This window comes from Agromyces sp. LHK192, from assembly GCF_004006235.1.
Taxonomy (GTDB): Bacteria; Actinomycetota; Actinomycetes; order Actinomycetales; family Microbacteriaceae; genus Agromyces.
The window spans coordinates 2,977,920-3,003,811 of the sequence record NZ_CP034753.1; the positions used below are offsets into that span (position 1 = coordinate 2,977,920).

The following is a 25,892-nucleotide window of genomic DNA, read 5'->3' on the forward strand; positions in this document are numbered from 1 at the left end:
GGTCAACCCGCCTCGCGTGACGGGCCCGCGCCCGGGGCCGTGCCCGGTCCGGGTTCGCGGCCGGGCCCGCCGCCGGAGCCGGGCTCCGCAGTCGGGTCGGACGCAGCCTGCGCCCGGCGCAGCGGACTCGTCCACCGGCCGTCCGCCGTCCCGCCCGCTCGGAACGCCTCGACGAGCGTGCGGATGCAGATCACGGCGTCCACGGCGCGCACGAGCGGAAAGGCGAGCGCGTAGCGCAGGAAACCCGGGCTTCCGGTGATCGCGACGACGACGAGCGTCAGGAGCAGGTCGGGCACCAGGATGCCCGCGACCACCACGGCGGGCGGCACGATCGAGGCCAGGGTCGCCATCGGGGTCGGATCGCCCGTCGCCGAGGCCCAGATCCACGTCGCCGCGAAGGCGACGAGCAGCGCGAGCATCACGAGCAGGACAGTGCTGCCCACGAGCAGTTCGCACATGTACAGGCCGAGCGCGGCCCAGAACCGATCCGGCCGCACCCGATGGCGCCGGACCGTCTGCCAGAATCCGAGGGTCCAACGCCGCATCTGCTTCACGTAGTCGACCAGGCGGTCGGGATCCTGCGTCCTCGCGATCGCCGAACCCGGGTGGAACGCGATGCGTCCCAGGCGCTTGGCGTGCAGTTCGAACGTCATGTTGAAGTCCTCGATCACGAGACCCGGTGCCGAGATCTCGATCCGGTCCAGCACGCCGGTCCGGTACATGCTCGCGAAGCCGGGGACGATCGAGACGACGTTGACCGAACGCGCGGCCTGGCCGTACTTGAGGAGGTACTGCACCGCGACGTAGAAGCGCTCGCGGTACGCGACGAGCAGACGGCCGAGCAGGGTCTCCGACGGCGGATCGAGGATCGACGTCGCGCGGCCGGCGACCGCGACGACGCCCGGGTCGTCGAACGCGGGGAGGCCGGACTCCAGGTAGCGCCCGTCGAGACGGGTGTCGGCGTCGAGCAGCAGGACGGCGTCGAACCGCTCGACCAGCCGGAACCGGGCGATCGCCTCCACGATCGCCCCGGCCTTGCCCCGGTTCGGGGCAAGTTCGATCACGTTCGCACCCTCGGCCGAGGCGACCCGGGCCGTGTCGTCGCTCGACCCGTCGGACACGACGAAGATCTGGTCGACCGGCACCTGGCCGCGTGCCGAACGGACGGTGGCCGCGATGACGGCGGCCTCGTCGTGCGCCGGGATCAGCACGGCGACACGGGACCGGCGGACCGCGGACGACGACCGCGGCGATATGGCCGGAGGGACCAGCCGCAGGCGGATCGCCCGCGCGGCGCCCACGCTCGCCCACAGCAGCGTGTTGACGCCGATCAGGGCGATCACGGCCACCGGCAAGAAGTCCATTTCCGCTCCCTCCGGTTCCCGGCGCACCGGTTGCCCCGAAGCTAGCCCGCCGGCCGCCCGGCGCGCGGATTCCCGCAGGGCACTGCGGAGTTCCTGCGGGAATCCGCACGATCGTTCCGCGCCCCTCCCCCGCACGGGCCGGGTCGCCCAGACTGCTCGCACATGACCGGGGCACCGGCATCCGCTGCTCGACGACCCGGTCTCCGGAACCGTTCGTCGTCCACGCAGCCCGAGGAGCCGCCATGACCTCCGATCCGATCGTCGCACCGCCGGCGGAAGCCGGACCGACGGTGCGCGCACTCCCGCGGCACGGCGAGGAGCACCGACCCGAGACCATGCCCGACGACCCGATCCGCGGCGGGCGCCTGCCCCGGATCCCACGCGTCGTGTTCGATCACGACGTCGCGATCGTCGGACTGGGCTACGTCGGCCTGCCCACCTCGCTCACCTTCCACGCCAACGGGGCCCGGGTGCTCGGCATCGACTCCGACGGGCGACGACTCGAGCAGATCCGTGCGGGGGCTGCGGACCTGCTCGAGTTCGATCGCCTCCGGCTCGCGACCGCGCTCCGCGACGACGCCGGATTCGCGATCACCGACGACGCCGCCCGCCTGTCCGGCGCCGCAGCCGTCGTGGTCTGCGTACCCACGCCCATCGACGAGCACCTCACCCCCGACCTCGCCATCCTCCGTGCCGCGTGCGGAACGGTGGTCGAGCACGCGGTGGCCGGCCAGTTGATCGTGCTGACCTCGACCACCTATGCGGGGTGCACGCACGACTTCCTGGTCGAACCGCTCGCCCGCCGCGGCCTCATCGCCGGAACGGACGTCCACGTCGCGTTCAGCCCGGAGCGGATCGATCCCGGCAACGCCGGATTCGAGCACGAGGACGTGCCGCGCGTCGTCGGCGGCGCGACGCCGGCCTGTCGCGAGGCGGCGCGCGCACTGCTCAGTCGTTCCACCCGATCCGTCCATCCCGTCGAGTCGCTCGAGGCGGCCGAGATGACCAAGCTCCTCGAGAACACCTTCCGCGCGGTGAACATCGCCCTGGCCAACGAGTTCGCCGAAGCGTGCGCGGCGCTCGGCGTCTCGGTGACCGAGGTGGTCGACGCGGCGGCGACCAAGCCGTACGGATTCATGCCGTTCTATCCCGGACCCGGAGTCGGCGGCCACTGCATCCCATGCGACCCGCACTACCTGCTCTGGCAGTTCCGGAAGTCGCACCTCATGCTCCCGCTCATCGAACAGGCGATGTCGGAGATCGCGGTCCGACCTCGACGGGTCGCCGAACGCGCCCGGGAGGTCCTGGCCGACGTGGGCCGTCCGCTCGCCGGTGCCAGGGTCCTGGTGGTCGGGATCTCGTACAAGCCGGACGTCGGCGACCTCCGCGAATCACCCGCCCTCGAGATCATGGACCGGCTCCGGGCGGCGGGAGCGGATGTCGGATACAGCGACCCGTTCTTCGCCAGCGTGCGGTTGCGCGACGGCAGCGTCCTCGAGCACGTCGCCGATGGCGCGGCCTTCGAAGCCGACCTGGCGATCCTGCACACCACGCACAGCGGCGTCGACCGGTCATGGCTCGCCGCCGTACCCCGGGTCCTCGACACGACCTACCGGTCGGTCGACGTTCCGCAGCGCGTCCTGCTCTGACCGAACGACGCGCACCCCAGCCGAACAGGGAGTCATCATGCGATCAGCGATCACCGGCGGCGCCGGTTTCATCGGAAGCCACCTGGCCGAGCACCTGCTCTCGCTCGGCGACGAGGTCGTCGTCCTCGACGACTTCTCGACCGGGTCCCGCGGGAACCTCGCCCACCTCGAGGGCGATCGGCGCCTGCGGGTCATCCACGGGTCGGTGCTCGATCGAGGCCTCGTCGAGCGGATCGTCGGCGCGACCGACCGGGTGTACCACCTCGCCGCCGCGGTCGGCGTGAAGCTCATCGTCGAGCATCCGCTGCGCAGCCTGCGAACCAACATCCACGGCACCGAGAACGTCATCCACGCGGTGTTCGAGTCCGGCTCGTCGCTGCTGCTGGCGTCCACGAGCGAGATCTACGGCAAGAACACCTCCGACGCGCTCTCCGAGGACGCCGACCGGGTGCTCGGCTCCCCGTTGCGCTCCCGATGGACCTACGCCGCCGCGAAGGGCATCGACGAATCCATCGCCCACGGATACGTCGTCGAGCACGGGACCCGCATCGCGATCGTGCGACTGTTCAACACCGTCGGCCCCCGGCAGACCGGCAGGTACGGGATGGTGGTGCCGAACCTGGTGCACCAGGCACTCCGGGGAGAGCCGCTGACGGTCTTCGGCGACGGCCGCCAGACCCGGTGCTTCTCCTACGTCGGCGACGTCGTGCCGGCCATGGTCCGACTCGCCGAGAGCCCGGCAGCCGTGGGCCGCGCGGTGAACCTCGGCGGCGCGGCCGAGGTGTCGATCCTGGACCTCGCGACGCGCATCGTCGAATTGCTCGAGAGCCCGAGCGAGATCCGGCTCGTGCCGTACGAGATCGCCTACGCACCGGGGTACGAGGACATGCGACGCCGCGTGCCCGACAACTCGCTCGCCCGCGAACTCGTCGGGTTCGAGCCGTCCACGACGCTCGACGAGATCATCCTCCGGGTCGCGGCGAGCGCGCTCCGGCACGGCACCGCGGACCAGACCATGGCCTTGGCCGTCCCCGGGCCGGACCTGCTCGAACCCGTGTCGAGCGCGGCGATCGGGGCGGCCTGATGTGCGGCATCATCGCGTGCCGGACCGAGTCGGACGCGGTCGGCCGGCTCGTGGCCGGACTCGGCGTGCTGGAGTACCGGGGGTACGACAGCGCCGGCGTCGCGGTCCTCGCCGCCGACGGAAGCACCGCGGTGTTCCGCACGACGAAGCGCGTCGCCGCGCTGCGCGGACTGGTCGACGCCTGGGAGGGTCCCGCGCTGGGTGGTGTCGGCATCGGCCACACGCGGTGGGCCACGCACGGCGGCGTGTCGGTCACGAACGCGCACCCGCACCAGGACTGCGCGCGCCGGATCAGCATCGTCCACAACGGCATCATCGAGAACGCGGAGGAACTGGCGGGCGCGCTCGCCGCGCGCGGCCACGTCTTCGAGTCCGAGGTGGACAGCGAGATCATCGCCCACCTCGTGGAGGAGGCCGTCGCCCGCGGGAAGGACGTCCGCGACGCGCTCGCCGCCGCCACCGCCTGCCTGCACGGCTCGTGGGCGATCGTCGCGATGGACGCGCGCACCGGAAGGCTCGCCGCAGCCGCCCATCGTTCACCGCTCCTCGTCGGCGCGTCGGATGAGGGCGTCTGCCTCGCAAGCGACGCCTCGGCGTTCGCGACCTGGGTCGACGGCTTCCGGGTCGTCGGCGAGCACGAGGTGGTCGCCGTCGGCGCCGACGTCGAATGGACGACCGCGGGCCGCCCATCGCGACCGCCCGACCTGCGACCGGTCGTGGCGTACGCGTCTCGGCCGCTGCTCGGCGCGCACGACCGGCACATGGACCTGGAGATCGCCGATCAGCCGGCGGCAGCGGAACGCGCGGTCGGCTCGGTGGTCGACGGCATCGCGGACGGCTCCCTCTGGAGGTCGCTGGACCTGCCCCGATTCGATCGGGTGCGCGTGGTGGCCTGCGGAACGTCGCTCAACGCGGGCGAGGTCATCGGCGGCGTCGTGTCGGGACTCGGCGGCGGGGGGTTCCAGTCCGTCGTCGCGAGCGAGGCGGCCGGGGCGTTCGTGGAGCCCCGGACCCTGACGCTCGCGATCAGCCAGTCGGGCGAGACGGCCGACGTGCTCCGGGCGATCGACGAGGGACCGGCAGACTCCCCCGTGCTCGCCCTCGTGAACAACCCCGACTCGACGCTCGCCCGCACCGTCGATGCCGCCGTGCCCTGCCTTGCCGGGCCGGAGGTCGGCGTCGCCGCGACCAAGACCTTCGTCTGCCAGGTGCTCGTGGGCAGTGCGGTGATGCTCTCGGCGATGGTCGACGCAGGCAGGCTCGACCGTGCGACCGCGCGGCGGCTGGCCGACGAACTCCGGCACGTCCCCGGTCGTCTGGCCCGCGCGGCCGACGCCGCCCACGTCGAGGACGTGGTCGGCGAGGTCCGCTCCGCTCCGGGGTTCCTCTTCCTCGGGCGCGGTGCCGCGGTGCCGTACGCGGCCGAGGGGGCGCTGAAGCTCAAGGAGCTCAGCTATCGCTGGGCGGAGGCCTACCCCGCCGGCGAACTCAAGCACGGCCCGCTCGCACTCGTCGAGGCGGGCACTCCGGTCGTCGTCGTCGACGACGGGGACGTGCGGCTCCCGAGCAACATCGCGGAGGTGCGCGCTCGCGGCGGCCGGGTGATCACCGTCGGCCGCATCGGCAGCCGGATCGAGGCGCCCGTCGACGTGCGGCTCCCGTGGGGGCCCCTCGAGGCCGTGGTGCCGTTGCAACGCCTCGCCCTCGGCCTCGCCGGCGCGCTGGGCCTCGACGCCGACAAGCCCAGGAACCTCGCCAAGTCCGTGACGGTCGACTGACCGCATCGGGACACCGAACCATCGCAGCACCGGATCCCAGGGAGGAACGCCATCATGAACGCCCCCGATCGACCGCTCCGAGCCGGCCGCCGGCCGAGCCGGGTCGCGGCCATCGTCCTCGGAGCCGCGCTCGCGGTGTCCGCCGTCGCGGCCGCACCACCGGCCCAGGCGCTCGAGGGAGCGCCGACCGTCGTGAGTATCACGTTCGACGACTCGAACGAGAACCAGATGACCGCTGCCTCGATCCTCGAGGCCAGCGGCCTGCACGCCACGTTCTACACCCTCAGCGGGTTCATCGGCCAACCCGGCCACCAGAGCCTCGCCCAACTGCAGCAGCTCGCCGCCGCGGGGCACGAGATCGGCTCCCACACCGTGACGCACCCGGACATGGCGACCCTCAGCGAGAACGAGGCGATGAACCAGGCCTGTCAGAGTCGGGCGACGCTTTCGGCGTGGGGCTTCCAGGTGACGAGCTTCGCGTACCCCTTCGCCTCGATGAGCCCGACGGCGAAGGAGGCGGTCGAGGCGTGCGGGTACAACAGTGCGCGGAACCTCGGTGACATCGAGACGCGATTCGGCTGCACCGGCTGCGGATTCGCGGAGGCGATCCCGCCCGGCGACCCGTTCGAGTTGCGGGTTCCCGACATGGTCGACGCGACCTGGACCCTCGCCGACCTCCAGGCCAGCGTGACGAACGCCGAGTCCACCACCGGCGGATGGGTCGGGCTCACGTTCCACCACGTGTGCGACGACTGCGACGTCGAGGGGTTGGAGGTCACGCCGGGGCTGTTCACCCAGTTCACGCAGTGGCTGGCGGCGCGGTCGACGACGCACAACACGACCGTCAGGACCGTGCACGAGGTCGTCGGCGGTGCCGTGAAGCCGGTGGTGGGCTCGACCCTGCCCCCGGCGCCCGGGCCCGGAGTGAACGGGGTCGCGAACCCGGGCCTCGAGGAGGTCGGGGACGACGGAGTGCCGCGCTGCTTCATGCGCGCGGGGTTCGGCACGAACAGCCCGACCTTCTCCACGGTGTCGCCCGGGCGCACCGGACTCGTCGCGGAGCGGCTGCAGATGGCCGGGTACGTCGACGGCGATGCGAAGGCGATCCTCACGATGGACTTCGGATCCTGTGCGCCGACCGTGACGCCCGGCCATCGGTACTCGCTGCGCGCCTGGTACACGTCGAGCGCCGTCACGCAGTTCGCGGTCTACCTGCGCAATGCGGTCGGCGGCTGGGAGTACTGGACCTCCAGTCCGTGGTTCGCGGCCGTGCCCGGGTACACGCAGGCCGTCTGGGACTCCGATCCGATCCCTGCCGGATACACCGGCATCAGCTTCGGGCTCAACCTGTTCTCGAACGGGGAGCTGGTGACCGACGACTACGCCCTCTACGACCTCGAGGGCGCACCCGGCATCACGCTGCCGGGCATCCCGGTCGTCACCGGGACGCCCGTGGTCGGCGGGACGCTCAGCGCGGCCCCCGGAACGTGGATGCCCGTGCCCGCCGCCTTCTCGTACGAATGGCTCCGCAACGGCGTAGCGATCGCCGGCGCCACGGCGCAGACCTACACGCCCGTCGCGGCCGACCAGGGAGCGACGGTCGCGGTCCGGATCACCGGCACGCCTGCCGGTCACACGACGGCGACGGCGACCTCGTCCGGTGTGGTGGTCGGCGTCGGGGTGGTCGGGTCCGGGCAGCCGACGATCGCGGGGATCCTGCGGGCCGGAGCGACGCTGAACGCGAGTCCGGGAGCGTGGACACCCGCCGGCGTGGTCCACGCCCATCGATGGCTCCGCGACGGCGTGGCGATCGCGGGGGCCGTCTCGCCGACGTACCGGCTGGTCAATGCCGACCGTGGCCACCGGATATCCGTCGAGGTCACCGGCTCGCTCACGGGGTACTCGCCCGTGACGCGCACCTCGGCCCAGACCGCCCCGATCCAGCCGCGGCTGCTCTCGGTGAGCCGTATCGCAGGGCCCGATCGGTTCGCGACGGCCGTCGAGATCGCGAAGGCCTACGCGCCCGGCGTCGCCCGCGTGTACGTCGCGAACGGATTGAACTTCCCCGACGCGTTGAGCGCAGCGCCGGCCGCAGCGCACTTCGAGTCCCCCATGCTGCTGACCCTGCCCTGGGCGCTGCCCGACGTCGTGCGCGCGGAGATCGCACGCCTCGACCCGGCCGAGATCATCGTGGTCGGCGGCACCGGCTCGGTGTCCCAGTCGGTCGCCGACGCACTGGATGCGATCGCTCCCGTCACGAGGATCGCCGGCCCCGACCGCTACGCGACCTCGCGCCTCATCGCGGACGAGGCGTTCGGCGACACGGGGGCGTCCACGGTGTTCCTGGCGACCGGCGCGAACTTCCCCGATGCGCTCGCCGCCGCCCCCGCGGCGAGTCGGGCGAACGGGCCGACCGTGCTCGTCCCGAGCGGGGCGCCGGCGCTCGACGCAGCCACCCGCGCCCTCCTCGTCGACCTCGGCGCCACGACGGTGAAGATCGCCGGCGGGCCCGCGTCCGTCTCGATCGCGACGGCCGCGTCGGCCGATGGGATTCCGGGGGTCGCCGTCACCCGACTCGCCGGGCCCGATCGGTACGCGACCGCTTCGGCGATCGTCCTCGATTCGTTCGGCGCGGCGCCGACGTCCTACCTCGCGACCGGCTCCAACTTCCCCGACGCACTCGTCGGCGCGGCGCTCGCCGGCTGGAAGGATGCTCCGATCCACCTCACGCCGGGCGAATGCCTCGCGCCGACGGCCGCAACCGGCTTGGAGCACCTCGAGAGCGATGCGCTGGTCCTGTTCGGCGGAGAGGCCTCACTCGGCGCCGACGTCGCCGCGCTGCGTGTGTGCGGGTGAGATGCGCGCGGCCGGGGCGGCGAGGAGGGCGGGGCGGGGCGGCTCCGCAGCCCTCCTCGTCGCCGCGCTCGGCTGCGCAGCATCCTGTACACCGGTGCCGCACGATGTCGACGCGGTCGCCGCGCCTCGGGCGGACGCGCATCCGTGGCACACCGGCATCGTCGCCACGACGTTCTGGGTCGGCGAGGTCTTCGATCCGTCGGCGCCCGACGGCAGTCAGGAGGTCTCCACCTACGACTCGGGGTGGATGGCCTCGTACGGCGGCTGCGACGGCGTCGTGACGGCCGGTTCGTGCGGGACGGAGGTGCGGTCGGAGCACGACGGATGGTTCCCGACCTCGATGACCCCGCTCGAGAACCCCTTCTACCTCGACCTGCCCTTCGACGACGTGCACGATCCCGGGGCGTTCGCGATGCGAGGCGACGTCGTGCCCTGGGCCGGGGAGCCCGAGTACCGCGATCTCGTCGACGACCCGTCCGCGAGCCTGATGAAGAACCGGTGGGTCGAGCTCCGCGCGAACGGAGCGACCTGCTTCGGTCAGGTCGAGGACGCGGGTCCCGGGCGATACGACGATGCCGCCTACGTGTTCGGGGCCGACGACGCGAGGCCGGCGAACCGACGTTTCAACGGGGCGGGGCTGGACGTCTCCCCGGCTCTGAACGGATGCCTGCGCTTCACCGAGCTCGACGGCGACGGCGACCGCGTGGACTGGCGTTTCGTCGAGGCTGCTGACGTGCCGCCCGGCCCGTGGCTGCGGATCGTCACCACCAGCGGTGTCCGCTGAACGCCTCGGCGAGAGGGTTACCCTCGACGGCCCGGGGCGGGTTAGCCTTGCAGGCATGGCTGAACTGCGACTCGAGGACCTGTCCGCATCGAACATCGTCGCGGCGAACCAGCTGTCGCTGAAGCCCGGACAGGAGCAGTTCATCTCCCCCGTGACGTATTCGGCGGAGTCCTCGGTCGTCGACCCGGCGACCGCGTGGCAGCGGGTCGCGCTCCTCGACGACCGCGTCGTCGGCTTCATCCACGGCAATTTCGACCCGGAGAACGAGCACGACTTCTTCCGTGCCTGCATCTGGCGCATCAACGTCGACGCCGAGGTGCAGGGCAAGGGCGTCGGCCGCTTCCTCGCGACCTCGCTGGCCGAGGAGGCCAAGCGTCGTGGAGTCGACCGCATCACCGTGCTGTGGGAGCCCGACGAGGAGGGGCCCGGCGCGTTCTTCCACCGCATCGGGTTCCGCGAGACCGGCGAGACCGCGTACGGCGACGTGATCGGCGCCCTCGAACTCTGAACGACCGGATGCCTCGCGATCGGACGCCGCGGGACCGGACTCCACGCGATCGGATGCCTCGAGCCGAAGGGTTCGCCGAGGCCGTCCTCGCCGTGGTCGCGGACATCCCGCCCGGATGCGTCGCGACCTACGGAGACGTCGCGGCCCTCCTCGGGTCGCGCGGCGCGCGCATGGTCGGGCAGGTCATGGCCCGGTCCGGGGCCGAGGTGCCGTGGTGGCGGGTCGTCCGCGCGAGCGGGCTGCCCCCGGCCGGCCACGCCGAACGCGCGCTGATCGAGTACGAGCGCGAGGGCACTCCCCTGCGCCCGTCGACGGACGACGGCGGCTACCGGATCGACCTGGCCGCCTGCCGCTGGCGTCCCTAGGACCCGGTCGGCGTCCGCGGGCGCCCGCGCCCACCCCGGCTCAGGCCGGATGCCCGCCGGCCGCGGCACGCAACGCCGACTCGTCGAGCGGGATCCCGACGGTCACGGTCGTCCCGGCCCCGGGCGGGCTCTCGACCTCGAGCGTGCCGCCGACGGCGTCGACCCGGTCCGCGATGCCGAGCATCCCGGTCCCCGCATCGATCGACGCGCCACCGTGGCCGTTGTCGCGGACGACGACCTCCAGCGCGTCGTCTCCGAGGCGGGCGCGCACCCATGCCCGCGTCGCGCCGGAGTGCTTCGCGACGTTCGCGAGCAGCTCCGCCACGGCGAAGTACGCGGTCGACTCGATGACCTCGGGCAGCCTGCCGCCGGCCTGCACGTCGACCTCGACCGGCACCGGACAGCGTCCGGCGAGCTCGGGCACGGCGAGCTCCAGCCCACCGGCGGACAGCAGGCTGGGGTGGATGCCGTGCGCGAGCTCGCGCAGTTCCCGCAGGCCTCGCGTGAGCGCGTCGATGGAGGCCTCGAGCTCGGCGACGAGCCGCTCGTCGCCGAGCTCCCTGGCACGGTCGGCCGCGAGCCGGAGACTCACTCCGAGCGAGACGAGCTGCTGCTGGGCTCCGTCGTGCAGGTCCCGCTCGATCCGGCGACGGGCCTCGTCGCCGGCCTCGACGATGCGCTGACGCGACTGGCGGACCTGTTCGAGGGTGCGCTCGATCTCCGAGCGCAACCGGCCGTTGTCGACCGAGAGGCGCAGCGCGCTCGAGACGCCGTCGAGCAGGCGCATGTTGTCGGTGAGCACGCGGTCGTGGCGGATCAGCGCGATCGGCACGCCGAGCGGCGAGGCGACGGGCAGCACGCTCTGGCTGCCGCGCGGGTCGACGTGCGGGCCGATCGGCCGCCCGTCCGCGTCGAAGTACCCGCCCCGCTCCTCGTCCCACCAGAACACCTTCACGGACGCGTCGCGGAGGGTGCGGGCGAGCGATTCGGCCCAGAGCCCGCGATCGGCGCCCTCGCGGGTGATGCGCATGAGGTCGGCGACCCGGGCGCGCATGTTCCTGGCGTGCGAGATGCCCGCGACGAAGCTCACCGGCACCGAAGCGATCGCGATGAGCGAGATGGTCGCGAGCATCTCCTGCTGCGTGGACTGCGCGGCGTAGCTGACGGCCTGCGCCGACAGCGTGACCGCCCACGCGAACAGGGCGAGCGGCATCAGGAACGCGACCGTCCGAGCCGGCACGCTCGCCCGGAACCACTGCACGAGGAGTCGGAACGCGATCACCAGCGCGAGCAGGCCGCCCACGATGCGGTAGGCGATGTCGAGCATCGAGAACAACGTCGGGACCTCGGCCACCTGGTACGGGTTCGGGGCGCAGTCGCAGGTCTCCGGGCCGGGCGACCCGAACAGCAGCACGGTGAGCAGGTTCACGATCGAGGCCGTGAGCGCGATGCCGGCGATCCAGCGCTCGAACCGGCCGCTCAGCCATCCCCGCGGATAGATGAGCACGAGGACACCGGTGACGACCGCCCAACCGAGGTCGACGCCGCGGACGATCGGCCACAGCCAGCCGACATCGCCGATCACGTGGTAGATCGACTGCGGGATCCAGAGCACCACGAAGGCGATCATCAACCGCGCCGGCAGGCGGCTCGGCCCGATCTTCCAGGCGACGCCGGCGCACGCCGCGAAGACGAGCGGCACCGCGGCGTGCAGCGTCGCGTACGCGGTCTCCGGGCGCTCGGCCTCGGGCGTCGCGAGGTATCCGGAGATCTCCATCGCGAGGCTGAGCGCCACCGCCGCGGCGATGACGGCCGTGCGCAGCGCGATCCGGCGCTTCCGGCCGGGCGCCATCACGGGCTCGCCCCGGTCACCTCGCGCCGAGCAGCGTCAGGACGGCGAGCACGCGCCGATGATGCTCCGGCGACTCCTCGAGGTCGAGCTTCTGCAGGATGGACCGGACATGCGTCTCGACGGTCTTGAGGCCGAGGAACAGCTCCTGCGCGATGCCGCCGTTCGAGTACCCCTGCGCCATGAGCTCGAGCACCGAGCGCTCGCGTTCGGTGAGCCTCGCCAGCGGGTCGTCGGCACGGGTGCGTCGCACCAGCTGCTCCACCACTTCGGGGTCGACGACGGATCCCCCGCCGGCGACCGCCTCGATCGCGCGCACGAGGGTCTGCGGTTCGGACACGCGCTCCTTGAGGAGGTATCCGGTGCCGCTGCCTGCGCCCATGACGCGCATCGCGTACTCGGGCGTCGCGTACATCGAGAGGAGGAGCACGCCGATCTCGGAACCGGAGGAGCGCAGCGTCTCGAGGGCGACGATGCCCTCGTCGCGGAAGCTCGGCGGCATCCGGATGTCGAGCACGGCGGCGTCGACGCCGCCGGCCTCGACGACCTCGACGAGTTCGTGCCCGGTCCCGACGGACGCGACGACCTCGATGCCGCCGCCCTCGAGGACCTTCTGGATGCCTTCGCGGAGCAGCAGCGCATCGTCTGCGATCGCCACGCGCAGCGGAGCCGTCGCCGCGTCCATCGTGCCCTCCGTCTCCGACGTGCCCGATCCCCCCGGTCGACACCTCCTGATCCGGCGAGCGTACCGCGTTCCGGTGGCGGGCGACCGGTCCCCCGTTCAGGGGACAGGGGCGAGCCCGGAGGCCCGGGTCCGTGCCGTCCCCGATGCGCGTCCCGGCGCGGCGTGCCACGCTGGTCCTGCCGGGAGCACGAGCCGGTCCCCGACGATCCTCGAGGAAGGCCACGGATGCCCCGACCCGACGCATCTCGAGAGCCCGCGCCCGACGGCATCCGGCTGCGTCCGCTCCCGCCCGGCGCGACCGTCCGCGATGTCGCGCCCGAGGCACGGCCGTCGACCGGACGGACCCTGCGCATCGCCCTCGTGATGCGCGGCGGCGTGAGCCTCGCGGTCTGGATCGGCGGAGTCGCCGCCGAGCTCGACGTGCTCCGCCGCATCCGGCTGTTCGACGTCGGCGACGAGCGGATCGCGGTCCTCCCCCACCCCGGCGGCGAACCGCCGACCCCGGCGCTCGAGCGGCGGGCGCTGGCGTACGCGCGGCTGCTCGACCGGGCCGGGTACGACCGAGTCGAAGTCGACCTCCTCGCGGGCGCCAGCGCGGGCGGCCTGAACGCCGTCGTCTACTCCGTCGCGCAACGCGCCGGCATCACGCTCGACGGACTGCTCGGCACCTGGGGCGAGGTCGGCGGGTTCTGGGGACTGCTGCACGGCCCGGGCGCCTGGACGCCCCGGGCGCTCATGCAGGGCGAGGGCTACTTCCGCCCGCGTGTGCTCGACGCGCTCGCCGCGATGCACGGGTCGACCGACGGACACGACGACCTCGTCCCCGAGTACGTCTCGGTCGACCTCTCGACCACGATCATCGACGGCGGCGACCAGTTCGAGGAGGACATCGTCGACGGGCGGGGGCACTTCCACTTCGTCGGGTCGGACGCGCACCATCTCGACAACCTCGTGCCCCGGCGCGCGGCTCCCGGGTACCCGGGCAAGCCCGACGACGACCGTGTGCAGCTCGACCAGCTCGCCCTCGCGGCGCGCTCGACGTCGTCCCTCGCGGGCGGGTTCGAGCCGGCGGAGATCGCCTCGACCGAATGGCCGGCCGTGGGCGACCTGGCCGATCCGCGCGATCCGCGCCACGTCGCCGATCCCGAGGTGCGGCATCGCATCGAGTCCGGCGACCGGACGGCCGCGAACCGTCGCGACCTGCGCTTCGCCTTCGCCGCGCATCGCCCCGCTCCCGCCGAGCCGTTCCGGGTCATCGACGGGGCGGTGTTCGACAACGTGCCGATCGACCGGGCCCTTCGTGCGGCGAAAGTCCGCGAGAGCACGAGGCGCGCCGACCGCACCATGGTCTTCATCGATCCCGAGCCCGATCCGGCGTTCGTGGGCGCCGCCCCGTGGGATCCCGACGCCACCCGGTTCTTCCGCGCCGTCGGCGCCATGTTCTCGAAGAGCATGCGCCGCGAGTCCGTCGCGCGCGAGGCTTCCGACCTCCACCGGTTCAACGGGGGGCGATCGATCGAGCAGAGTCGGAGACTCGCCGGCGCAGGCCTGCTCGCGACGGCCGACGGGACGCCCGCCGGAGCCTCCGGCCGCGACTCGGCCTACGTCCGGGCGATGGGACGCGTGGTGGCCGAACGACTCTCGGACGCGCTCGGACAGCCGTCGCTCTGGCAGCTCCAGGCCGCGACCAGGCGACGACGGCGCTACGTGCCGATCGACCGCGCCGCGCTGGCCGGACTCGAGGCGATCGCGGTGGGGCGGTTCACCGCCCTCGCCGACGGCCCGCTCGCGGACCAGCTCGCCGGCCCGATGCCGCTCGCCGACGCGGCATCCTGCGTCCTCGCCTGGACGCGCGACCTGGAATCCGTGCCGGAACGACCCGGGACCCGGGCCCCGCGCGACTTCGAGGCGGTCCGCGGTGCCGCGTACGCAGCCCTTCGCGACGCGAACGGCTCGTTGGACCTCGCGACCGAGCGGGTCCTCCTCGAGACGCTGCGGACCTGCGCGGCGAACCGCACGCCGACGGCGGACGAGCTCGGCGACTGGCTGACGACCTGGATCGAGGCCTGCGCGGCGGTCGACGCGACCGAGCACTGGCGTGCGCTCGATCGCTGTCTGGTGGAGCTCGCCGCGGCGACGGCCGACATCGAGGGCGCCATCGACGCGCACGGCACGGAGCTCGCCGGCGACTGGCGCAGGTCGCCGTGGCGGGCGATCGGGCTCCGCCCCCCGGCGCGGGCGATCCACCTCGCCCCGCTCGCCTATCCGATCGGCATCCCCGCCTCGCTCTCACGGGTGGAGTACTGGTCGATCGGGGTGGACGAGCGGCCGGCCGCATCCGCGGCGTTCACCGAACTCCAGCGGGACCGGTTCCTCACGCACGTGCAGACGGCGCTGCGCACGCCGCGACGCTCCGTCGACGCCGCCGTCGCCGAGCTCAACGGCGACCGTGACCAGATCGATCGGCAGACCAAGCTCGCCGGATACGGATTCGGGAACTTCCTCGGCTTCCTCGCCAAGGACTGGCGCGTGAACGACTGGTGGTGGGGCCGGCTCGACGGCGCCGCCGGCCTGGTGCGGCTCCTGCAGGCCCGCGACCCGCAGCGGGACCCGGCGGCGGACGAAGCCCTCGTGGAAGAGGTCCAGGACGCCGTGCTCGCGGACGCCGACGAGCCGGCCCTGCACGAGCGCGGACTCACCCTGCTCTCCGCCGACGCGGAGGGCGCCGGCGTCGACGCGCGCGCGCGGATCCGCGCGGGCACGGACACCCTGTGGAACCTCGATCCGGGCTATCGCTTCGCCCTCGCCTCCCGCGCGATCCGCCTCGTCGACCGCGCGGCGGCGCCGGTCAACCGATTCCTCGCGGCCGCCGTCCAGGCCGTGCTGGCGGTCCTGCGACCCGTGCTCGTCGCGGTGCCGGCGATCGCCGATCCGCCGCGGCTCGCGCTCGTCGCCGGCATCACCGCGGGAACGGCCTGGGTGCTCACGTGGACGGCGTTCACCCCAACGACCGGCAGCATCCTCACCGCCGTCGTCGGCGTCGGGGCGATCGCCGTCAGCCTCGCGTGGGGCGTCATCCGCTCGCGACGCCGGTGGCGAAGCGTCCGCGACGGACTGGAGTCGGAGGAGCGTCGCCGCCTCGTGGACGCCGCGCGCATCGGCACGATCCGTGCGACCGCGAAGTACTCCGCCGTCGCTGCGGCGAGCCTCGCACCGCTGGCCATCGCCCTGGCCTGGGCGAACGTGACGATGTCGATCCTCTGCCTCGGCGTGAGCCTCGCCATGACCAGCGTGGCCGTGAGGGCAGCGAGCGGAGCCCGGCCGACCACCGTGCCCGGCCGGCTCGTCCGCACGAACCTGATGGTGCTGGTGTTCGTGCTCCTCGGCGGTGCGCTGCCGATCGCGCAGGCCGCCATCGCCTCGCAGGCCGACGCGCCCGCCTGGCTGCATGCCCTGGTCGAACCGCCGCTCGAGCGCGACCTGCCGCTGCTGGCCGTCGGGGCCGTGCTCGTGACCATCGTGCTGACAGCCGACTGGCTCCCGCTGCTCACGCGGCGGCCGACCCGGTTCCGGCTCATCTCCTGGGCGACCGTGTCCGTGCTCGCCGCGGCCTTCGGCTGGGCCGTGGCGTGGGCACTCGAACAGGTGATGCTCGCGATCGGCATGATCGAGCTCGCCGCCACGAGCACGGCGGTGGCCGTGTTCGTGGTCGCATGGGCGAATGCCGTCTGGTGGCTGCCGGAGTTCCGGCGGTCGGAGTCGGCGCGGGAGGACCTCGTCGAGCGGCGCGCGCCGAGGCCGCCGCGGTCCTGATCCGCGGCGGCCGGCGGGCGTGGTGCGCCCGTCGCCGACGGGCGCACCGCGCCTACACGAGCGAGTCGCGCCAGGCCGCGTGCAGCGCCGCGAAGCGCCCTGTCCCGGCGATGAGCTCGTCGGGCGAGCCGTCCTCCACGATGCGGCCGTGCTCCATCACGAGCACGCGGTCGGCGATCGCGACCGTCGAGAGGCGGTGCGCGATGATGATCGCGGTCCGGTCGGCGAGCAGCTTCGTGAGGCCCTCCTGCACGAGGCGTTCGCTCGGGATGTCGAGCGACGAGGTCGCCTCGTCGAGGATCAGCACGGCCGGGTTCGCCAGGAACGCCCGGGCGAACGAGATGAGCTGCCGCTGCCCGGCGCTCACGCGCCCGCCGCGCTTGTTCACGTCGGTGTCGTAGCCGTCGGGCAGCGACTCGATGAACTCGTGCGCCCCGACCGCCTTCGCGGCGCGGACGATCTCGTCGAACGGGGCATCCGGCCGCCCCAGCGCGATGTTGTCGGCCACCGAGCCCGAGAACAGGTACGCCTCCTGCGTGACCATCACGATCGCGCGGCGCAGGTCCTTCGGGTGCAGGTCGCGCAGGTCCACGCCGTCGAGGGTGACCCGCCCGTCGCTCGGGTCGTAGAACCGGGCGATGAGCTTCGCCAGGGTCGACTTGCCGGCCCCCGTCGACCCGACGAGCGCGACCGTCTGCCCGGGCGGCAGCGCGAGGTCGAACCTCGGCAGCACCACCCGGTCGGCGGTGTACGCGAACTCGACGCCGTCGAATCGCACCTCGCCGTCGGCGGTCCACAGGTCGACCGGACGAACCGGGTCGGGCACGCTCGGCTCCTCCTCGAGCACGCCCGAGATCTTCTCGAGCGCGCTCGACGCGGACTGGTACCCGTTGTAGAACATGGCCATGTCCTCCATCGGGTCGAAGAACCGCTTGGTGTACATGACGGCGGCGAGCAGCACGCCGACCTCGAGCGCGCCGTCGATCACCCGGTACCCGCCGAGCAGCAGCACCACCGCGACCGCGGTGTTGCCGATGAGCGCGAGGCCCGGGTTGTAGACCGCGAAGAGGCGCAGCACGCCGGCGTTGACGTCGCGGTAGTCCTCGACGAGGTCGCCGAACTCGCGCTCGTTGCGCCGCTCCTTGCGGAACGCCTGCACCGCGCGGATGCCGGTCATCGTCTCGACGAACTGCACGATGAGCTTCGCGCTCGCGACCCGCGAACGGCGGAACAGCGCCTGCGAACGCACCTGGAACCAGCGGGTCAGCACCGCGAGCGGCACGACGGCGACGACGAGCACGAGCGCGGACCATCCGTCGAGGAGGATCAGCGCACCCGCGGTGAACGCCATGTACGTCACACCGCGCACGAGCAGCGTGAGGCCCTCGTCGAACAGTTCGCGGATCGCGTCGAGGTCGCTGGTCTGACGCGAGATGATGCGACCCGACGTGTACGACTCGTGGAACTCGAGGCTCAGCTTCTGCGTGTGCAGGAACACCCTCGTGCGAAGGTCGATGAGCACCGCCTGGCTGATGCGCGCCGACGAGCGGATGTACAGCGAGATCAGCACCGCGCCGGCGAGCCCCGTGAGCAGGTATCCGACGCCCGCGAACGCGACCGGGTACCAGTCCTGCGACATGAGCGCCGGGATGCCCCGGTCGATGCCGTACGCGATGAGGGCCGGCCCCGCGGCCTGCGCGGCCGAGGACGCGACCACGGCGAGCGCGGTCAACCACAGCCGCGTGCGCAGCGGCCGCAGCAGCGAGCCGAGCAGGCGCAGCGAGCGCGCCCGGATCTGCCGGGACTCCGCCCGGGTGTACTCGGTGCGTTCCTCGCCCTGGACTCCGTGGACGCTCATGACGCCACCTCCTTCCGCAGGTCCTCGAGATCGTCGTCGTCGTCGAGCGCGCTGTCCAGCGGGCCGTCGAGCGCCGCTTCGACGGATGCCCCGCCCAGCACGCCGCCGTCGCGCTCGCGGAACTCCTCCTCGAGGCTCGACAGCACGAACCGGTAGTGCTCGCTCTCGCGCATGAGCTCGGAGTGGGTGCCGACGCGCGTGATGCGGCCGTCCTCCAGCAGGGCCACCCGGTCGGCGAGCGCCACGGTCGAGGGCCGGTGCGCGACGATGAGCGCCGTGGTGTCGGCGAGCACCGAGCGCAGTTCGGCCTCGACGCGCTCCTCGGTCGCCACGTCGAGCGCCGACAGCGGGTCGTCGAGCACGAGCACTGCTGGGTCTGCCGCGACCGCGCGCGCGAGCGCGAGCCGCTGGCGCTGCCCGCCCGAGAGGCTCATGCCCTCCTCGCCGACGGTCGTGTCGACGCCGTCGGGCAGGTCGTAGGCGAACCCGGCCTGCGCGATGCGCAGCGCCTCGCCCAGCACCCGGTCGGCCTCGGCCCGGGTCGCCGGGTCGTCGCCGGCGAGGTCGGGGCGGCCGAGCAGCACGTTGTCGCGCACCGACGCCGAGAACAGGATCGCGTCCTCGAACGCCATCGCGACGTGACGGCGCAGTTCCTCGCGCGACAGCGCGCGGACATCCACCCCGTCGAACTCGACCGATCCGCCGGTGACGTCGTAGAGCCGAGTCGCGAGGGCGGTCATCGTCGTCTTGCCCGAACCGGTGAGCCCGACGAGCGCCATCGTCTCCCCCGGCCGCACGACGAGGTCGACCCCGTCGAGCAGGTCGTCGAACCGGTCGGGGGCGTCCTGGTAGCGGAACCGGACGTCGTTGAACACGAGCTCGCCGGCGGGCCGCTCGACCGAGACCGGCCGCTCGGGGTCGCCGACGCGGTTCGGCTCGTCGAGGATGTCGAAGAACCGGTCGGTCGCGGTGCGCGCGTCGAGCGCGAACGCCAGCAGGAACCCGACCGACTCGATCGGCCACGCCACCGCCGCGAGCGTCGCGAAGAACGCCACCACCTCGCCGGACGTCAGCTGCCCGTTCGCCGCCAGCCATGCCGCGACCACGAGGCACACCGACGTCGCGACCGCGGGCACGACCATGATCCAGACCCAGATGTTCGAGTCGAGCCGCGCCTTCTCGATCTCGGTGCTGCGCAGCCGTTCGGCGCGCGCCCGGAAGCCCGAGAGGGCATGCTTGCCGCGCCCGAAGGCCTTCAGCACGCGGATGCCGTGCACCGACTCCTCGACCGCCGTCGCGAGGTCGCCGGACTGGTCCTGGCTCAGCCGGCTCATCTCGGAGTAGCGGCCCTCGAACCGGTAGCCCGCCCACCAGAGCGGCAGCGATCCGACCAGGAAGATCAGCCCCAGCAGCCAGTTCATCGAGATGAGGATGCCCGCGCCGACGACGATCACGATCGCGTTCACCACGAGCAGGACGAGCCCGAAGCTCAGCCACCTGCGGATGAGCCCGAGGTCGCTGACGGCGCGCGACAGCAGCTGGCCGCTCGGCCAGCGGTCGTGGAAGCTCACCGGCAGGTCCTGCAGCTTGGCGTAGAGCGCGTTGCGCATGCGCGCCTCGACCCGGGTGCCCGGTCCGATGACCAGGAGCCGTCGGACGAAGTACAGGCCCGCCTCGAGCACGCCGAGCCCGAGGACGATCAGGGTCAGCGGCCAGATCGCCGACGCGTCGCCGTCGGCGAGCGGGCCGTCGACGATCTGCCGGAACACCTGCGGGATGACGAGCGCGGTCAGCATCGCGATGAGCGACGCGGCCATGCTCGCCACGAACATGGGCAGCTCGCGGCCGAGGTACGGCCGGAGGCGCCAGAGCGCGCGGACCGTGCCGAGCCTTTCGGGGCTCGACGCGGGAGAAGCGTCTCCGGTGGGCTCGGCCTCGTGGGCCGGCGACCGCCGGGGGTGCTCAGGGGTGGACACACCGGTTCCTTTCGAAGGAGTGCGCGCCGTCGGGTCGTCGACGGGACGCGAATGGATGCGAGGATGCCGCGGCGGTCGCCGCGGCCGCGCCGGAGCGCGATGGGTTCAGGGACGCCGGCTCCGCCGGCGGGATCGGGCGGCTCGGCGCCTAGCGCGATCCGTACCGGACGATCGGGGACGCGACGCGGACCGCGCCCTCGGCCGCGGCGGAGCGGGCGAAGTTCTGGTCGGTCTGCATGGGGTCCTCCTGCGTCATCGTCGGCTTCAGCATCGTCATTCCGGATGTGCGTGCACCCCGAAGCGACACGCAGCCTTGCAGACTATACCCGAGCGCAGAGCGCCCACAAGACGCAATTCTGTGGGGCAGGGGATGCGCGGAACCCGCGCCCGATCGGCGGCCTCAGCGCACCCGCACCGAGAGGCAGGTGACGCAGCCTTCGAGCTTCTCGAACTCCGAGATGTCGACGGTCACGACGCGGTACCCGAACCCGGCGAGCATCGTCGCCGTCTCGGGGGCGGCCGCCGACATGAGCAGCGTCTCGGTCGAGAGCTGCACGACCGCGACGCCCTCGGGCTCGGGCACCGGGAGGAAGACCGGGAACAGCGACGGCGCGTCGACGAGCGGCGGGTACCCGATGATCGTGCCGTCGGGCAGCGCGGTGACCGCGCTCTTCAGGTGCAGCGCCTTCGTCACGGGCACCGCGACGACGGTGTACCCGTGCGGCGCGAGCAGGGCCCGCAGCTGCCGGATGCCCTCGGCATTCGTGCGGCTCGACGCCCCGACGTACACCGTGTCGCCGACCTTGAGCACGTCGCCGCCGTCGAGGGTGCCCGGCTGCTCGATGCGCTGCACCGTGACGCCGGGCAGGGAGCCGACGGCACGCTCGACGCCCTCGATCTCGGCACGACGGGACTCCGCGCCCGGACTGGTGAGGATCGCCAGCTCGCCGAACATGACCAGGGCGTCCTCGACGAACACCGAGTCCGCGAGCTCGGGCGCGGCGTCGACCTCGACGGTGTCCCACCCCTCGGCGACGAGGGCCGCGCAGTAGTTGTCCCACTGGTCGTCGGCGAGCGCCTGGTCGACCGGCACGCGGTCGAGGTGGGTGAGCTCGCCCTCCGCGAGGTTCGATGCCGGGATGCGTACGAGCGCGATCGTTCGCGCGGCACGGCGAGGCACGAAGCGCAGCACCCGTCGGTGCACGAGCGGGGCGAGGAAGACCTGGGCGACGGTCACCGTGAGGATGAAGACGAGGTTCACGCTCACGAGCGAGCCGAGGATGAACAGCATGAGCTCGGGCGGGAACCGCTCGCTGCCGACGAGCACCGTCCAGCTCGTGCCGAGGAGCGCGGCGAGCACCGCGGAGGCGAATCCGGCGAGCAGGCCCAGGAACCACCGATTGGTGGCGCCGACCGCGTTCACGATCGACAGGAGCGCCCACACGATGAGCGACGTCGCGAAGAAGTGCCCGCCGACCCGGGCGAACGTGTCGGGCGCCTGGCCGTTCCCGATGAACAGCGCGAGGGTCGAGACCGCGAACGCCACGAAGGCGACGGCCGCGGCCGCCAGCATCGCCGCGGCGGCGCGGCGGCCCGGCGTCGATGCCGGCCGGAATCGGGCGCGGGAGGGCTGGGCGGATGGCGCGGGGGACGTCATCCGCCCAGCCTACCGACGGTGCGGGACGGGCGCGGACCGCGATCGGCGGCGCGGGCGCCCGGCTCCGCGGTCGGCTGCGCTCGGTGCGCGGCTCAGCGTGCGGCGACCCGCAGGCGCTCCTGTGCGAGACGCTCTGCCGCGGCCAGCGTCGTCTCGCCCGAGGCATCCGCTTCGGCGAGCACGCGGGCGATCGTCCCGCCGATGCCGGCGATCCTGTCGTCGCGTTCGTCGGCTCCTGCGCCGGGCGTGGCCGCGAGGTCGAGGTGCACGACGCCGCCGGCGTTGACGACGAAGTCCGGCGCCCACGCGATGCCCCGGTCGCGGAGCAGGTCGGCGACCGCGCGCTCGGCGAGCTGGTTGTTCGCGGCACCGACGACGGCGCGCACGCTCAGGTCGCCCACGACCTCGGCCGTGAGCACGCCGCCGAGCCCGCAGGGCAGGAACACGTCGGCCTCGACCAGGTGCGCGGCCGACGGGTCGACCCAATCGGCGCCGAGCTCGTCGGCGAGCTCACGCCTGGCGTCGGCGACGTCGGTCACGGTGAGCCGGGCGCCCTCGGCCGCCAGCCGCCGCGCGAGGCGCCCGCCGACCTGGCCCAGCCCGGCGATGACGAGGTGCCGGCCGGCGACGTCGCGGCTGCCGGTGACGTGCTCGAGGGTCGCGAGCAGGCCCGCGTGCACGCCGGCAGCAGTCGCATCGGCGGGTTCGCCCGATCCGCCCTGCTCGGGCGGCAGGCCGCACACGTGCGCGGTCCGTTCCGCGACGACGGCCATGAGCTCGGCGCTCGTGCCGACGTCCTCGGCGGTCATGTAGCTGCCGCCGAGCGCCTCGACCGCGTCGCCGAGGTCGAGCATCGCGGCGCGGCGCAGCGCGTCGTCGGGCTCGGTGCCCGGCGGGAGGTGCACGACCGCCTTGCCGCCGCCGCGGGCGAGCCCCGCAGCGGCGTTCTTCAGCGTCATCGCCTGCGAGAGGCGGAGTGCGTCGGCGAGCGCGTCGGTCCAGTGGTCGTACGTCCAGAGGCGTGCGCCGCCGAGCGCCTGGCCGAGTGCGGTCGAGTGGACGGCCACGATGATCGTGAGGCCCGAACGGCGTCCCCGGCTCACGAGCACGCGCTCGTGGTCGGGTGCATCGAGCGGCAACGGGATCGCGGTGGCGGCCGGGACTGCGGGTGGGTGGGTGATCGTCATCGATCGTTCTCCTCGACTCTCCGCCGGGTGGGCGGAACGGTGTTCGCGGCGCCTCGTGAGCGCCCTCACCTCAAGGGTAGCGCCGGGCCCGCCGATCACGGGCCCGACCGATCTCAGTGGAAGAAGTGGCGCTCGCCCGTGAAGTACATGGTGACGCCGGCGGCCTTCGCCGCCTCGATCACCTCGTCGTCGCGGATCGATCCGCCCGGCTGCACGATCGCGCGGACTCCGCCGTCGATCAGGATCTGCGGCCCGTCGCCGAACGGGAAGAACGCGTCGGATGCCGCGACGGATCCGGCCGCGCGCTCCCCCGCGCGTTCGATCGCGAGCTTGCACGAGTCGACGCGGTTCACCTGGCCCATGCCGACGCCGACGGATGCCCCGCCCGACGCCAGCAGGATCGCGTTCGACTTGACCGCGCGGCAGGCCGTCCACGCGAACGCGAGGTCGGCGAGGGTCTCGGCGTCGGCGGCCTCGCCGGCGACCAGCGTCCAGTCGGCCGGGTCGGCGAAGTGCCGGTCGGCCTCCTGCATGAGGAGCCCGCCGGAGACCTGGCGCAGTTCGACCCTGGTCGGCGCGAACCCGTCGGGCAGCTCCAGCAGCCGGAGGTTCTTCTTCGACGTCAGCACCTCGAGCGCCTCGGGTTCGAAGCCGGGCGCGACGAGCACCTCGGTGAAGATGCCCGACACCGTCTCGGCCATCGCGCGGGTGACCACACGGTTGGCGGCGATCACCCCGCCATACGCCGAGACCGGGTCGCACTCGTGGGCGCGCAGGTGGGCGTCCGCGATCGGGTCGGCGGCGTCGGATGCCGCGACGGCGATGCCGCACGGGTTCGCGTGCTTGATGATCGCGACCGCGGGCTCTGCGAAGTCGAACGCGGCTCGCACGGCGGCATCGGCGTCGACGTAGTTGTTGTACGACATCTCCTTGCCGTGCAGCTGCCGAGCCTGGGCGATGCCGGGGGCCGGGGCGCCCTGGGTCGCGTACAGGGCGGCTCGCTGGTGCGAGTTCTCGCCGTAGCGGAGGTCGGCGTCCTTCGTCCAGGAGCCGGCGACCCAGGCGGGGAACGGCGCTGCGTCGACGGCGGCATCCGCGCCCGAATCCGCCGTGTCGCCGGTGATCGCCTCGTCGCTGATCGCCTCGTCGCTGATCGCCGCATCGGGCGCGACGACCGAACCCATCCACGAGGCGACCGCGATGTCGTACGACGCGGTGTGGCGGAACGCCTCGCGAGCGAGCGCGCGCCGCTGCGCGAGCGTCGTGCCGCCCGCGGCCAGCGCGGCGACGACGTCGCCGTACCGCTCGGGTGAGACCACGACCGCGACGTTCGCGTGGTTCTTCGCCGACGCGCGCACCATCGCCGGGCCGCCGATGTCGATCTGCTCGATCACGGCGTCGGGCGCGGCACCCGACGCGACGGTCTGGGCGAAGGGGTAGAGGTTCACCACGACGAGCTCGAACGGCGCGATCGCGAGCTCCGCGAGCTGACGCTCGTGGTCCTCCAGGCGCAGGTCGGCGAGCAGTCCCGAGTGGACGCCCGGGTGCAGGGTGCGGACCCGGCCGTCGAGGTGCTCGGGGTAGCCGGTGACCTCGGCGACCTGGGTGACGGGAAGCCCCGCCGCGGCGATCGCCGCGCTCGTGCCGCCCGTGGAGACGATCTCGACGCCCGCCCCGACCAGGGCGGTCGCGAGCTCGACGAGGCCGCGCTTGTCGCTCACCGCGACGAGCGCTCGGCGCACGGGAACGAGGTCGCGTTCGCGGTAGAGGCTCGGGTCGTGGCTGGGTCCGCTCATGATGCGGTGAGCTCCTTCAGGTCGAGGTTCGAGGTGGCGATGTCGTGCACGGCCTGGATGAGCAGGCGGCGCTCGACGGGCTTGATGCGGTCGTGCAGCGTCGACTCGGTGTCGTCGGGCAGCACCGGCACGCGCTCCTGCGCGATGATCGGGCCGCCGTCGACCGAATCGTCCACGACGATGAGGCTCGCGCCCGTCTGCTCGACGCCGGCCGCGAGCGCGTCGCGCACTCCATGCGCGCCGGGGAACTCGGGCAGGTAGGCGGGATGCGTGTTGAGCAGGAACGGCGAGAACGCCGCGACGACGGATGCCGGCACCAGGCGCATGAGCCCGGAGAGCACGACGAGGTCGGGCTCCCAGCGCCGGATCTCCTCGATCAGCGCCTCGCCCCACGCGTCGCGCGACTCGTACGCGGTGAACGGCACCGAGAACGCCGGGATGCCGAACTCCTCGCCGAGCACGAGGCCGTCGGCGTCGCGGTCGGCTCCGATCGCGACGATCCTCGCGGGGTACCGGGGGTCTTCAGCGGCTTCGAGGAGCGCGCGGAGGTTCGAACCGCCGCCCGAGATCAGCACGACGAGCTTGAGCACCCCTCGAGCCTACCGGCTCGCAGCTTCGCGCCGATCAGCTGTGGCGCCGCGAGGCCCGGCGCCGATAGGCTCGGCCAGCCGCACATCGGTCGC

The 25,892-nt window shown here is 72.8% G+C and carries 17 protein-coding genes; 8 read left to right on the top strand and 9 right to left on the bottom strand.

The features are described 5' to 3' along the window. Positions 1-2: 2 nt before the first annotated feature. Complete coding sequence (locus ELQ40_RS13485; protein WP_127794149.1) at positions 3-1,364, bottom strand: glycosyltransferase family 2 protein; 1,362 nt, start codon at positions 1,362-1,364, stop codon at positions 3-5. A 242-nt stretch (positions 1,365-1,606) separates the two neighbouring features. Between ELQ40_RS13485 and ELQ40_RS13490 the strand changes: the two genes are divergently transcribed. The 7 genes from ELQ40_RS13490 (at position 1,607) to ELQ40_RS13520 (ending at position 10,388) form a co-directional block, all read left to right on the top strand. After that, positions 1,607-3,013 carry a nucleotide sugar dehydrogenase gene (locus tag ELQ40_RS13490; protein ID WP_240665800.1) on the top strand — a complete coding sequence of 469 codons (1,407 nt, stop codon included), beginning with the start codon at positions 1,607-1,609 and terminating at the stop codon, positions 3,011-3,013. A gap of 37 nt (positions 3,014-3,050) precedes the next feature. Beyond that, positions 3,051-4,097 (top strand): GDP-mannose 4,6-dehydratase, encoded by a 1,047-nt coding sequence (locus ELQ40_RS13495; RefSeq protein ID WP_127794150.1) that lies wholly within the window; start codon positions 3,051-3,053, stop codon positions 4,095-4,097. Then, positions 4,097-5,875, top strand: a complete 1,779-nt coding sequence (gene glmS / locus ELQ40_RS13500) for a glutamine--fructose-6-phosphate transaminase (isomerizing) (protein ID WP_127794151.1) — start codon at positions 4,097-4,099, stop codon at positions 5,873-5,875. Before ELQ40_RS13495 ends, glmS begins: the two co-directional genes overlap by 1 nt. Positions 5,876-5,929: 54 nt before the next feature. Next, on the top strand, positions 5,930-8,731 hold the full coding sequence (locus ELQ40_RS13505; RefSeq protein ID WP_127794152.1) for a cell wall-binding repeat-containing protein: 2,802 nt from the start codon (positions 5,930-5,932) through the stop codon (positions 8,729-8,731). 94 nt (positions 8,732-8,825) lie between these two features. After that, positions 8,826-9,515 (top strand): hypothetical protein, encoded by a 690-nt coding sequence (locus ELQ40_RS13510; protein WP_240665801.1) that lies wholly within the window; start codon positions 8,826-8,828, stop codon positions 9,513-9,515. Positions 9,516-9,570: 55 nt separating this feature from the next. After that, entirely contained in the window at positions 9,571-10,023 is a 453-nt protein-coding gene (locus ELQ40_RS13515) for a GNAT family N-acetyltransferase (protein WP_127794154.1), read from the top strand. A 53-nt stretch (positions 10,024-10,076) separates the two neighbouring features. Continuing rightward, positions 10,077-10,388 carry an MGMT family protein gene (locus ELQ40_RS13520; RefSeq protein WP_127794155.1) on the top strand — a complete coding sequence of 104 codons (312 nt, stop codon included), beginning with the start codon at positions 10,077-10,079 and terminating at the stop codon, positions 10,386-10,388. A 40-nt stretch (positions 10,389-10,428) separates the two neighbouring features. On the opposite strand, the gene ELQ40_RS13525 is transcribed toward ELQ40_RS13520, so the two are convergent. Continuing rightward, complete coding sequence (locus ELQ40_RS13525) at positions 10,429-12,240, bottom strand: ATP-binding protein (RefSeq protein ID WP_127794156.1); 1,812 nt, start codon at positions 12,238-12,240, stop codon at positions 10,429-10,431. Between the two features lie 16 nt (positions 12,241-12,256). Beyond that, positions 12,257-12,922 carry a response regulator transcription factor gene (locus tag ELQ40_RS13530; RefSeq protein WP_127794157.1) on the bottom strand — a complete coding sequence of 222 codons (666 nt, stop codon included), beginning with the start codon at positions 12,920-12,922 and terminating at the stop codon, positions 12,257-12,259. 225 nt (positions 12,923-13,147) lie between these two features. Here ELQ40_RS13530 and ELQ40_RS13535 point away from each other — a divergent pair, with 225 nt between their 5' ends. Then, positions 13,148-16,735, top strand: a complete 3,588-nt coding sequence (locus ELQ40_RS13535; protein WP_127794158.1) for a DUF3376 domain-containing protein — start codon at positions 13,148-13,150, stop codon at positions 16,733-16,735. A gap of 52 nt (positions 16,736-16,787) precedes the next feature. On the opposite strand, the gene ELQ40_RS13540 is transcribed toward ELQ40_RS13535, so the two are convergent. From ELQ40_RS13540 to purN, 6 genes are all read right to left on the bottom strand, one after another. Further along, positions 16,788-18,593 (bottom strand): ABC transporter ATP-binding protein, encoded by a 1,806-nt coding sequence (locus tag ELQ40_RS13540; RefSeq protein WP_127794159.1) that lies wholly within the window; start codon positions 18,591-18,593, stop codon positions 16,788-16,790. Beyond that, on the bottom strand, positions 18,590-20,425 hold the full coding sequence (locus tag ELQ40_RS13545) for an ABC transporter ATP-binding protein (protein ID WP_127794160.1): 1,836 nt from the start codon (positions 20,423-20,425) through the stop codon (positions 18,590-18,592). Before ELQ40_RS13545 ends, ELQ40_RS13540 begins: the two co-directional genes overlap by 4 nt. A 544-nt stretch (positions 20,426-20,969) precedes the next feature. Continuing rightward, positions 20,970-22,226, bottom strand: coding sequence for a dimethylargininase (gene ddaH, locus ELQ40_RS19400; RefSeq protein WP_127794161.1), 1,257 nt, complete (start codon positions 22,224-22,226; stop codon positions 20,970-20,972). A 92-nt stretch (positions 22,227-22,318) separates the two neighbouring features. Then, entirely contained in the window at positions 22,319-23,413 is a 1,095-nt protein-coding gene (locus ELQ40_RS13555; protein WP_127794162.1) for a Glu/Leu/Phe/Val dehydrogenase family protein, read from the bottom strand. Positions 23,414-23,526: 113 nt separating this feature from the next. After that, a complete protein-coding gene (purH, locus tag ELQ40_RS13560) occupies positions 23,527-25,209 on the bottom strand; it encodes a bifunctional phosphoribosylaminoimidazolecarboxamide formyltransferase/IMP cyclohydrolase (RefSeq protein ID WP_127794163.1) in 1,683 nt (560 codons plus the stop codon). After that, positions 25,206-25,799, bottom strand: coding sequence for a phosphoribosylglycinamide formyltransferase (purN, locus tag ELQ40_RS13565; protein ID WP_127794164.1), 594 nt, complete (start codon positions 25,797-25,799; stop codon positions 25,206-25,208). Before purN ends, purH begins: the two co-directional genes overlap by 4 nt. Positions 25,800-25,892 lie beyond the last annotated feature (93 nt).